The organism is Paralcaligenes sp. KSB-10 (assembly GCF_021266465.1).
Classification (GTDB): domain Bacteria; phylum Pseudomonadota; class Gammaproteobacteria; order Burkholderiales; family Burkholderiaceae_B.
The window spans coordinates 2,812,248-2,825,461 of record NZ_CP089848.1 but is presented as its reverse complement, the minus strand read 5'-3'; the positions used below and the strand labels follow the sequence as shown (position 1 = coordinate 2,825,461).

Sequence of the window (13,214 nt, the reverse complement as noted above, 5' to 3'; positions counted from 1 at the left end):
TCAGATCAGGCCAGCTCAGCGACCGGCCTGGGCCAGCAGGCCTTCCAGTGCCAGGCCCACATCCAATATATGGCGGTCCCGATTGGCGGCGCCGGCTATCATCAAGCCCACGGGCGCGGTGCCCGGGGCATGGCAAGGTATGGACAGCGCGCAGCCGTTCAAGAAATTGATAAAGGTGGGATTGCGCAAAATCAGGCCGTTGGCGGCGAAATAGGCGTCGTCCGAGCCTTGCAGTTCTTTGATTGACGGGGCAATCACGGGTACGGTGGGCATCAGCAAGGCATCGAACGGTTGAATGCGGCGTTCGACCGCGGCGATCCATTCGGGCCGTATTTGCAACAGCTCGATGTAGTCGGCGGCGCTCATGTTCTTGCCTCGCAGGATGCGCGATGAAACCCGTGGGTCGTAGCCGGCTTCCCGGTCGGCCAGGAGCTTTTGGTGCCAGGCCCAGGCCTCGGAACATGTGAATCCGCCATTGCGGTTGATGTATGCGAGTTGTTCGAATTCGGGCAGATCGATTCTTTCAATCCGGCCACCATGGCTTTCGATCGTATCAAGGGCCTTTTGGAATGCCGCGCTTACATGCTCGTCGGCGCCGTCGAGCGCCAGCGTCGAGGGGACGGCAAAGCGCAGTTGCCGCAGGACGGGCGCCACAGGCGCGTTGTAGGCTTGCCCGGCCATGATGGCATCGAGTATGGCGCAGCAGCTTACCGACGCGGCCAATGGCCCGATCGAATCCAGGGTCCAGGACAAGGGCAGGGCGCCTTGCGTGGGCACGCGGGCCGCCGTGGGCTTGAAGCCTGCCAGCCCGCAAAATGCCGAAGGAATGCGCACCGATCCGCCGGTGTCGGTGCCTATGGCCGCAACCGACATCTGGTCGGCAACCGATACGGCCGCTCCCGACGATGAACCCCCCGAGATTCGCCCAGTGGCCCGATCCCAGGGGCTGCTGGGCGACCCGTAATGCGGGTTCAGGCCCAGGCCCGAAAATGCAAACTCGCTCATATTGGTGCGGCCGACTATTACCGCGCCCGCATCGATCAGCCGCTGGACTATCGTCGCGTTTTTGGCGGCGGGGACCGAATCTTTCAGTACCACGGAGCCGGCCTGCGTGATATCGCCGGCGACATCGAAAAGGTCTTTCACCGAAATCGGCAGTCCATCGACGGGCGAGCGGGTCAAACCCGCGGCGCGCAGCACATCGGAGGCCTGTGCCGATGCAAGTGCCTGGGCCCGGTAGGTTTTGGTAAATGCCCGGTTTCCTTCGCCTTGAGGATCGGCGATGCGAGCCAGCGCCGCTTCGGTCAGCTCTACAGAGCTAGTCTTGCCTTCGGCCAGAGTATTTTGCAGGGCGAGTAAAGTGGGAAGCATGGGAAATCAGCCTGAAGTAAAGGAGTTGGGTCCGTGGCGGAGATTGTAGGATGGAATGCAATGGCTCAGGCGATTTCCGGCAGAACCGTGCTTGCATACGTATGCTTGATACGGCGATTGCGTTTCGGGTCGAACAGTTCCATGGTAAATACGGGCGATGTACGAATCCCGCCGATCGCGGCGACTGTGCCGCAAGTCATGCCTGCGTGCCCGGGTATGGATGCCTGCCCGAAATGGCCTTGAATCAGCTCAAGAGGAGGGCGCAAAGACGCCAGCGCACCCTCCTGGTACAGCACTGTCCGGCCGTTTTCCTCGATCCACGAACGCAGGACCAGTTCGTCCCAGTAATCGGCGACTTCGCTGTACAGCCAGGCTTCGCGCGCCACAGGCTTTATGCACAATTGCTTGGATAGCGCGACGCTATGCGCCTCCAGCTTGCGGTCGGTGTGGTCCGAGGCCACGCTGACCAGCATGCGGCCCTGATGAGAAAAGACAAAGACTTCGGCTTCGCCCGAGGAGCCGTCGCCCACCACTTCGACTTTCGATTCCTGCGATAGCTGATTTGAAGCAATACGATAATAAAGCGGTACCGCGCTGGGGCGGGGTACGCCGATTTCGGCCAGCTCTTCAATATGGTGTTCGATGGCGGCCAGATCGCGGCCGGCCCAGCCGGCGACGATGCACGTCGTAATATCGACTTCGATGGATTCGGCTTTGTGTTCCGAAGCAAGACTGAATAATAGTTTCATGATTGTTGAGCAGGTAAATGAGTAAACAGGGAGGTCGTCAACCGAACAGATTGGGCAGCCACAGCGCCAGGTTGGGTATCAGCGCGAGCAGCCCGATCATGGCCATCAGCATGATCACGAAAGGAATGCTCCCCAGCATGACGGCGTTCATGCTGCCCCCCTTGCGCAGGCTTTGCACCACGAACAGGTTCAGCCCTACTGGCGGGGTAATCAGGGCGGCTTCGACCAGAATAATGATCACAATGCCCAGCCAGACCGGGTCGTAGCCCAGGGCAATCATGATCGGGGCCACAATGGGAATCGTGGTGATCATCATGGACAATGTTTCCATGAAGCAGCCAAGTATCAGGTAGAACACCACGACGATGAGCAGCATCCATCCCGGCGCAAGGCCCAGTCCGGTAATGGTATTGGTCAGTGCGGTGGTCAACCCTGTGGCAGCCATGATGAAGTTGAGAAACGCGGCACCCACCACGATCAGCATGATCATGGCCGTTGCCTTCATGGTGCCTTCAAGCGAGTCCCGCAGCATGGCGAATGTCAGCCTGCGTACGCAAGCCGCCAGAATCAATGCCCCCACGACACCCAGTGCCGCGGCTTCGGTAGGTGTTGCCAGCCCTGCATAAATGGAGCCGACGACCAACAGGAAAATTCCCAGCGGAGGTATCAGGTGGATCAGGCTGGCGAAGCGTTCGCTCCAGGTCGCCTGGATTTTCTGTCCGCCCCATTTCGGCTTGACGATACATGCCGCGGCAATCGCAAGCATGAACAAGGCCGCCATGCCCAGGCCGGGAATAATGCCCGCCAGATACAGCTTGGGCACCGATGTGTTGGTCAGCACCCCATAGATGACCAGGTTGATGGATGGCGGGATCAGTATGCCCAGGGTTCCTCCGGCGGCCAGGCTGCCCAGGAACAGGGATTCGTTGTAGCCTTTCTTCGCTATTTGGGGAATGGCGACCGTACCCACCGTGGCGGCCGTGGCAACGCTGGAACCGGACGTGGCCGCAAACAGCGCGCTGGCGCCGATATTGGCGTGCATCAGGCCGCCCGGCAGCCAGGACAGCCACAGGCTCATCGAGTTGTACATTTTCTCCGCCAGGCCGGATCGCAGCAGGATTTCGCCCAGCATGATGAACAGAGGTATGGCCACCAGCAGGAATTCGTTGCTGGTGCTCCAGGACACTTCGCCTATGGCCCGCGTCAAAGGCAGCATCGAGTACAGAGGGTCCAGAATCAACCCCAGCAGGCCCAGGGCGGCGCCCACGGGGATGCTCAGCCCGATTAAGACCAGTAAAGCAACCAGTGCGGTGGTAATCATGCTGTTTCTCCACGGACCATGCGTTCGCCGGCTTCGGCTTCTTCAGTGGCTTCGTCTTGCGTGCTGCGAATGCCGCATATGGCTTGAATCGTGGCCAGGTCGCCGGTGATCAGCGCGATGGACGAGCGCACAAGCATGAGGGCCAGGACGACGCACAGCCAGATCAGCCCCACTACCCACAGATATTGGGGAATCCATAGCGGCGTAGCCAGGATGGTATTGGCGGTCGAGTTCCTTTCCCAGGAAACCAGGGCCACGTCGTTGGCATAGCGCGTCAGGTAGACAATGAAGACGGCCAGGCTGACCAGGGCGACCCAGTCGAGCAGGGCGCACAGGCGCGGCGGTAAACGCTGGTACAAGGCATCGATGCGGATATTGGCTCGCTGCAGCGTGGCAAACGAAAGTGCCCACGACACGCTGATGGCAAAGGCATAGCCCGACAATTCGTCGGAGCCTCCCAGCGTAAAGCCAAGGAATTTCCGCGCAATGACGTCGGCGGAAATATAGATTGCGCTCGCCAGGGTCAGCGCGCCCGCGACCCACATTGCAATGCGCGACAGGGTAGTGGCCTTGCTCAATAACTGGTTGAGCAAGGTATAACGATCTGATGATGTCATGATGGTCACCGTGTGGAGATTGGGGGCGGTTCACGGTTTCACCGGAACCGCCCCCAGAGCATCGCGCCGGCTACTTGGCGGCGGTGATGTGCAGCAGCTTGCCTATGGTGTCGTTGAAGTCTTTGACACATCCGGCCGAACAGCGCGCGGCCCACTTCGGCACTACTGTTTCAGCAGTGATCTTTTTAAGCAAGGCACGATCGGCTTCGCTGGGTTCGACCAGTTTCATTTTGCCCTTCACGGGCAGCGGGCAGGCGGCGGCACCCGTGTTGCAATCGTAGCCTTCCTGCGTTTCCTTGGCCGCGGCTTCCCAGATATGGTCGGTCATGACGTTGAAGTTTTTCTGCAGGAAGTCCTGGACCTTGGGATCCAGCTTGTTCCAGTAGGCCAGATTGGCGGCGTGAATCTGCTCGTTCCAGTTGATGGGAAGCGCATACAGATGTGTGCTGACTTCGTACCATTTGGCCGAGTAGCCCGACATGGAGCCTGTGATGGCGCAGTCGACGACACCGTTCTGCAGAGCGGGCACAACGTCGCCAAAGGCCATGGTGACACTGGTTCCGCCCAGGGCCTGCACGAACTCGGCAGTAGTGCGGCTGCTGGTGCGCACCTTTTTACCTTTCAGATCGGCCAGGCTCGAGATGTTTGCATTGCAAAACAAAACCTGTGCGGGATAGGTGGAAAATCCCAGTACCTTGATATTGTTTTTCTCGTAGTACTTCTTGTAAACGGGGGCGAATGCGTCGGTCACTTCGCGCGCCACTTTGGCGCTGGGCGCGAGGCCCGCCAGGTCTATGGCTTCATTGATCGGGTTGTCGCTGGCAAAGTAAGCCAGGGTGGCCGTGCCTATGGGTATGACGCCCTGGCCAATCAAACGCAGTATTTCCGGGCCCTTCAGGCCCATTTCGTTGAAGCCCTTGATGGTTGCCGTGACCTTGCCTTCGGACAGGTCCGGTACCGTTTTGGTCCAGAAAGGCTGTTCGAAATTCTGATAGGCAGTCAGGTTGCTCAAGCCGCCGACGACTTGCAGATGTGTTTTGGGCAGGTTGGGGACTTTTTCCTGTGCGAGCGCGGCGGTGCCGAAAAGCAGGCTGCCGATGGCAAGGGTCGAAAGAAATAGACGTTTCATGGGGGCATCTCCTGGATGATAATCCGACGATATGATTTCTGTGCTTTGCGCGTCGGACCGCGTGTGGGTGCATTGCAACCGAACCTGGCGCTACCGTCCAATTATTAATTCGTATCCGCTGTGATAAGAATTTGTTATGAGCGCTTGGCAGCTATGTCTTGCGCCAATTGTGCGACCCGGTGCGCGGTATGACTGTCCGGAGACTCTACCCAGCAGGCATAGAAACGGATGTCGGGCAATGCCCCATCGACATCCAGCAGACACAATTCACCCTGCGAAATTTCATTGACTATGACTGCCGGGGCAATGACGCTGGGGCCCATGCCGCTGCGCGTCATGTGAACGATGGTGCTTAAAGAGGCGCTGCCGTATATTCGCGGCGTCTTGACGCCGGATTCCGCGATCAGCGCCTTGACCGCCTGATAGGGCAGGCTGAGTGAAGGGTAGGTGATGATTGGGTAGGTTGCGGCCAGTTCGGCTACCGACACACGCCGTCCGTGCAGCTTGAGGCTGGGGCTGGCCACCCAGGCGAGGGAATAGTCGCACAGATGCAGATGATGCTCTTTCGGATTCTGGGATGTTCCCACCAGCAGGGCCAGGTCGATCTGGTGCGAGTTGAGCTGGGTGCGCAAGACATGGCTGGTGTCTACATGAATTTCAACGACCAGCGCCGGGTATCGATCGTGCAACTGTTCGATCAGGCGATGCAGCCAGGTTTGAACCAGCGTTTCCGCGACACCCAGCCGCAGCGTGCCGCGCATGGCATTTTGTTCTTTGGCCACGCTTAGCATTTCATTACGCATGTCGAGCATGCGCTGTGCATGCGAGAGCAGCTCCTGGCCTTTTTCCGTAAGCTTGATGCCGCGCGCGCCGCGCTCGAACAGGCGCACGGCCATGATCGATTCCATGGCGGCAATGCGCTGGGAAATAGCGGGCTGCGTGGTGTGCAGCTTTTCGGCGGCGGCGCGAAACCCTCCAAGTTCGGCCACCCAGACAAAGGTTTCGATTTGCTTGAAATCGATCATGAGGCTTACTTTTTGACGCCGAAGCAGTTTTCCAGGCCGGGGAAGGAGCCATCGCGCACGCCATTGGCGTACTGTTCGACCGCGCCGCGTATTACCGCGCCGACGTCGGCGAATTGCCGGGCGAATTTGGGTATGCGCGGGCCGCTTAGTCCCAGAATGTCTTCGGTGACCAGTATCTGGCCGTCGCAGTCGGGCGAGGCGCCTATGCCTATGGTTGGAATTTTCAGCGCTTCGGTGATGCGCCGCCCCAGGGCTTCGGCTACGCCTTCCAGGACGACGCCGAAGGCGCCGGCCTGTTCGTGCGCCCGCGCATCCTGCAAAATGCGCTCGGCCGACTCATCGTTCATGCCCTGCGCTTTGAAACCGCCCATGGTGTGCACATACTGCGGCATAAGGCCCACGTGCGCCAGCACCGGCACGCCGCGATCAACCAGGAAACGCGTCGTCTCGGCCATGACCGCGCCGCCCTCCATTTTGATGCCGTCGGCTCCGCTGATCGAAAGAATCCTGGCGGCGTTGGCGAAGGCCTGTGCCGGGGATTCCTGGTAGCTGCCGAAAGGCATGTCGACGATGACGCAAACCCGCTCTGTCGAGCGGACTACCGCTGCCGCATGCGCGGCCATTTGATCCACAGTGATCGACAGCGTATTGGGCAGGTTGTAGCCGACCATGGCGGTCGAGTCGCCAATGAGAATCATGTCGAGGTAATCGTCGAGCATACGCGCAAAGGGCGCCGTATAGGCGGTAAGCGCGGCGATTTTCTGCCGGCCTTTGCAGGCCATCAGCTGCGGCACGCTGATGCGTTTTATGTCGGTATGTACACTCACCATAGTCTCCTGAAATATCACTGGCCGAAAAGTCGCGGACCGGCCCCAATCCTGTTTGTAACATACGTATAATCAATGTATTGTTTTACGGAGATTCATCATGTCCAACACACAGAATATCGTCAAGTTTCACGACGGCAACAGCGCTCCGCAACTGGGCTTGGGAGTCTGGCAGATCAATACCGAGATTACCGCTTCCGTCGTGGACACCGCTATCAAGGAAGGCTATCGCCTGATCGATACCGCCGCCATCTACGGCAACGAGGCTGGAGTTGGCCAGGGTATTGCAAATTCGGGTGTAGCCCGTGATGAATTGTTCATTACCACCAAATTGTGGAACGAGCATCACGATTACGATAGCGCAATGTCGGCCTTCGACGAAAGCATGAAGCGGCTTGGCCTCGATTACGTCGATTTGTATCTGATTCACTGGCCTGTTCCTGAAACCAATTTGTATGTGAAAGCCTGGGAAGCCATGATTCAGCTGCACGACGAGGGCCGGATCAAATCGATCGGCGTATCGAATTTCAATATTGAACATCTGCAGCGCCTGCTTGACAAAACCGGTGTCTTGCCCGTCGTCAACCAGATTGAACTGCATCCGCGTTTTCAGCAAGCGGAATTGCGCGATTTCCATGCCGATCACGATATCGTTACCGAAGCCTGGAGCCCCCTGGGGCGCGGCGCATTGTGGGAAGACCCCACCCTGACCGGGATAGCCCTGAGGCACGGGCGTTCTGTGGCGCAAGTGATGATTCGCTGGCATATCCAACTGGGCAATATGGTCATCCCCAAATCCATTACCCCCAGCCGCATCCGGGAAAACTTCCACGTCTACGACTTCATGCTCGACGATGCGGACATGGCGGCCATTGCCGGGCTGGATAGCCCCGATGGGCGCAGCGGCCCCAATCCCGCGACGTTTCGTTCGATTAAATAGGCTGCGCCATGAACACCCCTCAGCGCCAAATCAGGATTCCCGCTCTTTATATGCGTGGAGGCACCAGCAAGGGCGTATTCTTTCTGCCTGAAGACTTGCCCGCCGATCCGGCCAGGCGCGATGCGGTGTTGCTGCGCATCATGGGTAGCCCCGACCCCTATGAAAAGCAGCTCGACGGCATGGGGGGCGCCACCTCCAGTACCAGCAAAATCGTCATTGTCAGCAAAAGCCGGCAGCCGGGTTGCGATGTGGATTACTTGTTTGGGCAGGTCAGCATCGACCGGGCGCTGGTGGACTGGAGCGGCAATTGCGGCAATCTGACCTCGGCCGTGGGCCCGTTCGCCATACATCGGGGCCTGATCGATGCGCCGCGCGATGGTGTGGCCGCTATCACCATCTGGCAGGCGAACATCCAGAAGAAAATTGTCGCGCATGTGCCGATGCGCGATGGCGAGGTGCAGGAACTGGGCAATTTCGAACTGGATGGCGTGACCTTTCCCGCAGCCGAGATTCGCCTGGAATTTCTCGATCCCGGCGCCGATGGCGGTGAAGACGATGCCGGCGGCGCCATATTTCCAACCGGGAACCCAGTCGATGTGCTTTCGGTGCCCGGCGTGGGAGACGTGGAGGTCACTCTTATCAATGCCGGAAATCCGGCCGTGTTCATCGAAGCGGTAACGCTGGGCCTGAGCGGCGCCGAGCTGCCGGACGACATCAATAAAGATGCGGCGCTATTGGCCCGTTTCGAGGCCATTCGGGCTCACGGCGCCGTTGCGATGGGTCTGGCGGAAAGTGTGGAATACGCCAGCAGCAAACGGCAGCATACGCCCAAGATTGCGTTTTTCGGCAAGCCCGCCGCGTATGTGGCCAGTAGCGGCAAGCATGTCCAGGCGGAAGATATCGATGTGCTGGCTCGTATTGTGTCCATGGGCAAGGCGCATCACGCCATGACAGGCACAGGCGCCGTGGCCATTGCCGCGGCCGCCGCCATCCCGGGCACGGTTGTCAGCAGGGTGCTGGGAGGCGTGAAAACCGGCGTGCGCTTTGGCCATCCGTCCGGCACGCTGGGAGTGGGGGCCGAGGCGCAGCAGAGCGCGGGCGGCTGGGTGGTCACCAAGGCCACCATGAGTCGCAGCGCCCGGCGTTTGATGGAAGGCAGTGTGTTGATTCCTGAGTTGTAGTGGTTTTATCCAAGGGGACTGGTGGGAGAGCAACTCATTAGCGGCGGCAACGGCTCAGGCGGGACGGGCTCACCTTGCCCAGTCCTGGCTGCGCCAGGACTGCCCACGCCCAGAGCCCGGTTCGGGGCGGTCGCGAAACTTGCGGGGCGATCAGTCCCCCGGACTGATCGCAAGCGTCCCGCTTAAAACAGTCGCTCCCTTTTTCCCCCGCCCCGGGCTCTGATCGTGGTGGGCTCAATGTTCGCCCGTCCCGCCTGAGCCGTTGCCGCCGCGCCTAGAGAATTCGTACTCGGTCCTGGGTAGGTCACAAATCGCAGCCGCTCCATGCATCCCGGTTGTTGTCAAAAAGGCTTGCCAAAATCATTCATTAATTGCATAATTAAATAGATTAAATGTTAATAAAGCATATTTCAGCATGGAAATCCGCCAGCTCGAGGCCTTTGCCGCGGTATTGTCTACTGGCAGCGTCACGGCCGCGGGGCGTCTGCTGGATCGCTCGCAACCTGTCATCAGCCGGCAAGTGCAAGACCTGGAACAAGAACTGGGTTTTACCCTGTTCGAACGCACTCGCCCCTCTGTAACGCTCACGGAGCAAGGCCGGCAGTTCTACGAAGAAATGCAGCATGTGCTGGCCGGTTTGCAGCAGTTGGACGTGCGCTCCAGGGAAATCGCGCAAGGCCAGGCGCGCCCGCTCAAGATCGTGGCCACCTATGCCTTGTCGACAGGCTTGCTGCCGGGTGTCTTGGGTGAACTGAATGCGATGCATTCCAGGGGGCACCCCGGCTCCATTCTTAAAGACCAGAAAATCTACATTGACAGCCTTGCGCCCGAACGGGTCGCCAAGACCGTCGCCACAGGGCAGGCCACGCTGGGCTTGACCAGCCTGCCCATCGATCTGAAGCAATGCCGTTTGCACTGGTCGGGCGAAGCGCCGTGCGTGCTGGCCATGTCCAGTACACACGCCCTGGCGCAGGAAACCACCATTGCCCTTGCGCAACTGCGCGACACCCCTATCATTACCATGTCCAGCCGCAATCGCCTGCGCCATCGCTTGTCCACGGCTTTATTGCATGATCGCGGCACGCGTGCGCCGCGCCATATCGAAACCAATTCGACGCTCAATGCACTGGCGCTGGTGCGGGCAAACCTTGGCGTGGCGATCGTCGAACCGTTTACCGGTGTTGGGATGCCGCCGGATGGCGTTGTGTTCCGTCCCATCGATACCGCCATTCCATTTCAGATGGGCGCCATCACGCATCGCGAGCAGGCTCTTGCCGACGATGTGCTGTGTCTGATCGATATGCTCAAGCGCTACGCGCAACAGCATATTCCAGGCTTCAAATTGAATAGCGAAAGCCGCAATCGCGCCTTGCTTAATTCGCTTTACGAATCTCCCGCCATCGAGGATATCGCCATACTATGACCCTAGCAACAATACCCCGTTCGGGCCTGGGCCATCTTGAACAACGCCTGGCGCAAGACATGGCCTGGCTTGATTTGCCTGCGACCCCATGGGTGCCGCAGGCCGAGTTCAACGGTAGCGAAGCGCTGGATGTGGCGATTATCGGGGGCGGCATGGCGGGCATGGCGGCGGCTGTATCGCTTAAAAACCTGGGTGTGCGGGTTCGGATTTTCGACGAGGCCAAAGAAGGTTTCGAAGGCCCTTGGGCGACCACGGCGCGCATGGAGACCTTGCGTTCGCCCAAGCAACTGACGGGCCCGGCTCTGGGCTTGCCGGCCCTGACTTTCCGGGCCTGGTTCGAGGCGCAGTTCGGCGCCGCGGCCTGGGAGGCGCTCGACAAGATACCCCGCCTGCAATGGATGGACTATCTGCGCTGGTACCGGCGCGTCATGGATGTGGACATACGCAATGAACATCAGGTCCGCAATATCGTGCCTCGCGCCGATCATGTCGAACTGCACGTAGTTGGGCCTGGCGGGCCGGAGCTTGTGTATGCCAGGCGTGTAGTGCTGGCCACGGGGCGGGCGGGCCTGGGGGGCGCCTATGTGCCGGATTTCATGCAGCCCATCGCCCGCGAGCGCTGGGCGCATTCCTCGGATGACATGGATTATGCGCAACTGCGCGGCCTGCGGGTAGGGGTGGTCGGTGCGGGAGCTTCGGCCATGGACAGTGCGGCGACTGCGCTGGAAAATGGCGCGGCACGCGTTGATCTGCTGATTCGCCGCACCGATATTCCGCGCGTCAATAAGGGCAAGGGCGCCGGCAATCCGGGGTTTACCCACGGCTACCTGCAACTGCCCGATGAATGGAAATGGCGCATACGCCATTACATCAACCAACAGCAGGTTCCGCCGCCGCGCGGCAGCACCTTGCGCGTATCGCGCCATGCCAATGCCTATTTCAACCTGGGATGCCCGGTTGAAGCGGTGCATGAGCGCCCGGGGCATCTGGAAGTACAGACGCCCAGGAAAACGTTCGAGCTGGATTTCCTGATTCTTTCAACCGGCTTTCTGGTCGACTGGAGTGCTCGTTCCGAGTACGCCACGATCGCGCCGCATATTCGTGTCTGGAGCGATCGCTACCAGCCCGGCGAAGGTGCCGATGACCAGGAACTCGCGAATTCGCCCGATGTGGGACCCAGCTTTGAATTCCAGGCCAAGGAAGGAAGCAACCTGCCGGGTTTGTCGCGCGTGCATTGCTTTTGCTATCCGGCAACCTTGACTCATGGCCAGGTCTCGGGCGATATCCCCGCCATCAGCGACGGGGCGCAACGCCTGGCCAAAGGCATCGTCAGCTTGCTGTACCGTGAAAACATCGAGCAGCATTACGCGGCCATGCAGGCGTTCAGCGAACCTGAAGTGTATGGCGACGAATGGGTCGATGCGGGCGCGAAATAAACTCGTGCGCCGGCTTGTACGGTTTACGGTGCGCGAGCTTCTATTGAATACTTTCGATCTCACTTGAAGAAAGGATGGTTATGGTGACTACAGATGAATCCCCGGCAAGCGCCGATCTGATCGACCAGGTCGTCGGCCTGGCCGAAGGCGATGCCCTGCATGCCACGCGCCACGCGCGCGCCAAGGTGGCCGTGGCCACGCAAAAAAGTTATGAACTTTTTTTTAGTCCCGATCTGGGCGGCCTGTCGCTGCGGGATCGCCTGCTGGTGGCCTACTACGCTTGCGTGCTTTCCAGGGCCGATGCTCTGGCCGCGCATTACCGCCAGGCCCTGACAGAGCAGGGAGTCGCGGCTCCGCTGCTTGAGGCCGTGGGCGCAGGCCGCATCGATGATCTCGAATCGGCCAGTCTATCGGCCATGCTGAAGTTCACACAGAAGCTCATCGAAAAGCCGGTAGAGGGTGACGAAGCCGCCCTCAAGGCCTTGCGGGCCGCGGGGATCGCCACGCCCGATATCGTCACGCTGGCGCAACTGGTGGCCTTCCTGTCATACCAGCTGCGATTGACCGCTGGCCTGCGGGCCATGAAAGCTCTGGAGAAAAGCGCATGAGCAGCACTATAAAAAGCCACGGCTTCACCAACGAAACGCTGGGCTGGAAAGCCTGGCTGGACGTGGTCGATCTGGATCGCGCCACGCCTGCACAGATTGACGTGCTGGAAATGAGCCATCCCAAGGCCAAGGAGTCGGACTACTACCTGTTCCTGGCTCACCAGCCCGAGATCCTCAAACAGCGCTCCGAAGCCTACAACGCCATCATGTATGCGCCGGGCGGCCTGGCGCGCGCCGATCGCGAACTGGGCGCGCTGACCGTATCGCGCATCAATGGCTGCGTGTATTGCGCCTCGGTGCATGCCCAGCGTTTCGAACAATTGGCCAAGCGTAATGATTCCGTGCAGCAGGTCTTCGACGAGCCGCGCACGGCCGGGGCCAACGAGCGCGAGAAAGCGATTGCGCAATTTGCCATTTTGCTGACCGAAGCGCCGGAATCCGTAGGGGCAGACGCTATCCAGGCGCTGAAGAATGTCGGCCTGAACGAAGGCGAAATACTCGACCTGATCCATGCCGCGTCGATTTTCGGCTGGGCCAATCGGCTGATGTTGAATCTGGGCGAACCGGTATTCCCGGGGGACTGACGG

At 59.7% G+C, this 13,214-nt stretch carries 13 protein-coding genes; 6 read left to right on the top strand and 7 right to left on the bottom strand.

Annotation, left to right across the window (positions count from 1 at the left end; translation table 11 throughout):
• Positions 1 to 15: 15 nt before the first annotated feature.
• The 7 genes from LSG25_RS12940 to panB form a co-directional block, all read right to left on the bottom strand.
• Positions 16 to 1,371 (bottom strand): amidase, encoded by a 1,356-nt coding sequence (locus LSG25_RS12940; protein WP_232741337.1) that lies wholly within the window; start codon positions 1,369 to 1,371, stop codon positions 16 to 18.
• A gap of 65 nt (positions 1,372 to 1,436) precedes the next feature.
• Positions 1,437 to 2,120, bottom strand: coding sequence for a DUF2848 domain-containing protein (locus tag LSG25_RS12935; RefSeq protein WP_232741336.1), 684 nt, complete (start codon positions 2,118 to 2,120; stop codon positions 1,437 to 1,439).
• Positions 2,121 to 2,157: 37 nt separating this feature from the next.
• Positions 2,158 to 3,441 carry a TRAP transporter large permease gene (locus LSG25_RS12930; protein ID WP_232741335.1) on the bottom strand — a complete coding sequence of 428 codons (1,284 nt, stop codon included), beginning with the start codon at positions 3,439 to 3,441 and terminating at the stop codon, positions 2,158 to 2,160.
• Positions 3,438 to 4,058 (bottom strand): TRAP transporter small permease subunit, encoded by a 621-nt coding sequence (locus tag LSG25_RS12925; RefSeq protein ID WP_232741334.1) that lies wholly within the window; start codon positions 4,056 to 4,058, stop codon positions 3,438 to 3,440. The genes LSG25_RS12930 and LSG25_RS12925 overlap by 4 nt, the downstream gene beginning before the upstream one ends.
• A 70-nt stretch (positions 4,059 to 4,128) precedes the next feature.
• The gene (locus LSG25_RS12920; RefSeq protein ID WP_232741333.1) at positions 4,129 to 5,187 is read right to left on the bottom strand and encodes a TRAP transporter substrate-binding protein; all 1,059 of its coding nucleotides are present in this window, start codon (positions 5,185 to 5,187) and stop codon (positions 4,129 to 4,131) included.
• A gap of 134 nt (positions 5,188 to 5,321) precedes the next feature.
• A complete protein-coding gene (locus tag LSG25_RS12915) occupies positions 5,322 to 6,212 on the bottom strand; it encodes a LysR family transcriptional regulator (protein ID WP_232741332.1) in 891 nt (296 codons plus the stop codon).
• Positions 6,213 to 6,217: 5 nt separating this feature from the next.
• Positions 6,218 to 7,039 (bottom strand): 3-methyl-2-oxobutanoate hydroxymethyltransferase, encoded by an 822-nt coding sequence (gene panB / locus LSG25_RS12910; RefSeq protein WP_232744682.1) that lies wholly within the window; start codon positions 7,037 to 7,039, stop codon positions 6,218 to 6,220.
• 100 nt (positions 7,040 to 7,139) lie between these two features.
• On the opposite strand from panB, the gene LSG25_RS12905 reads away from it, so the two are divergent.
• From LSG25_RS12905 to LSG25_RS12880, 6 genes are all read left to right on the top strand, one after another.
• Positions 7,140 to 7,979 (top strand): aldo/keto reductase, encoded by an 840-nt coding sequence (locus LSG25_RS12905; protein WP_232741331.1) that lies wholly within the window; start codon positions 7,140 to 7,142, stop codon positions 7,977 to 7,979.
• Between the two features lie 8 nt (positions 7,980 to 7,987).
• Positions 7,988 to 9,160 carry a 2-methylaconitate cis-trans isomerase PrpF gene (gene prpF / locus LSG25_RS12900; protein ID WP_232741330.1) on the top strand — a complete coding sequence of 391 codons (1,173 nt, stop codon included), beginning with the start codon at positions 7,988 to 7,990 and terminating at the stop codon, positions 9,158 to 9,160.
• Positions 9,161 to 9,575: 415 nt separating this feature from the next.
• Complete coding sequence (locus tag LSG25_RS12895; protein ID WP_232741329.1) at positions 9,576 to 10,583, top strand: LysR family transcriptional regulator; 1,008 nt, start codon at positions 9,576 to 9,578, stop codon at positions 10,581 to 10,583.
• On the top strand, positions 10,580 to 12,019 hold the full coding sequence (locus tag LSG25_RS12890; protein WP_232741328.1) for an NAD(P)-binding domain-containing protein: 1,440 nt from the start codon (positions 10,580 to 10,582) through the stop codon (positions 12,017 to 12,019). Before LSG25_RS12895 ends, LSG25_RS12890 begins: the two co-directional genes overlap by 4 nt.
• An 80-nt stretch (positions 12,020 to 12,099) precedes the next feature.
• Positions 12,100 to 12,627 carry a CMD domain-containing protein gene (locus LSG25_RS12885; protein ID WP_232741327.1) on the top strand — a complete coding sequence of 176 codons (528 nt, stop codon included), beginning with the start codon at positions 12,100 to 12,102 and terminating at the stop codon, positions 12,625 to 12,627.
• The gene (locus tag LSG25_RS12880) at positions 12,624 to 13,211 is read left to right on the top strand and encodes a peroxidase-related enzyme (RefSeq protein WP_232741326.1); all 588 of its coding nucleotides are present in this window, start codon (positions 12,624 to 12,626) and stop codon (positions 13,209 to 13,211) included. The genes LSG25_RS12885 and LSG25_RS12880 overlap by 4 nt, the downstream gene beginning before the upstream one ends.
• Positions 13,212 to 13,214: the final 3 nt, after the last annotated feature.

Excerpts from the sequence above, each read along its gene's own strand:
- LSG25_RS12940 (WP_232741337.1), bottom strand. The coding sequence starts at position 1,371 with ATGCTTCCCACTTTACTCGCCCTGCAAAATACTCTGGCCGAAGGCAAG.
- LSG25_RS12935 (WP_232741336.1), bottom strand. The coding sequence starts at position 2,120 with ATGAAACTATTATTCAGTCTTGCTTCGGAACACAAAGCCGAATCCATC.
- LSG25_RS12930 (WP_232741335.1), bottom strand. The coding sequence starts at position 3,441 with ATGATTACCACCGCACTGGTTGCTTTACTGGTCTTAATCGGGCTGAGC.
- LSG25_RS12925 (WP_232741334.1), bottom strand. The coding sequence starts at position 4,058 with ATGACATCATCAGATCGTTATACCTTGCTCAACCAGTTATTGAGCAAG.
- LSG25_RS12920 (WP_232741333.1), bottom strand. The coding sequence starts at position 5,187 with ATGAAACGTCTATTTCTTTCGACCCTTGCCATCGGCAGCCTGCTTTTC.
- LSG25_RS12915 (WP_232741332.1), bottom strand. The coding sequence starts at position 6,212 with ATGATCGATTTCAAGCAAATCGAAACCTTTGTCTGGGTGGCCGAACTT.
- LSG25_RS12905 (WP_232741331.1), top strand. The coding sequence starts at position 7,140 with ATGTCCAACACACAGAATATCGTCAAGTTTCACGACGGCAACAGCGCT.
- prpF (WP_232741330.1), top strand. The coding sequence starts at position 7,988 with ATGAACACCCCTCAGCGCCAAATCAGGATTCCCGCTCTTTATATGCGT.
- LSG25_RS12895 (WP_232741329.1), top strand. The coding sequence starts at position 9,576 with ATGGAAATCCGCCAGCTCGAGGCCTTTGCCGCGGTATTGTCTACTGGC.
- LSG25_RS12890 (WP_232741328.1), top strand. The coding sequence starts at position 10,580 with ATGACCCTAGCAACAATACCCCGTTCGGGCCTGGGCCATCTTGAACAA.
- LSG25_RS12885 (WP_232741327.1), top strand. The coding sequence starts at position 12,100 with ATGGTGACTACAGATGAATCCCCGGCAAGCGCCGATCTGATCGACCAG.
- LSG25_RS12880 (WP_232741326.1), top strand. The coding sequence starts at position 12,624 with ATGAGCAGCACTATAAAAAGCCACGGCTTCACCAACGAAACGCTGGGC.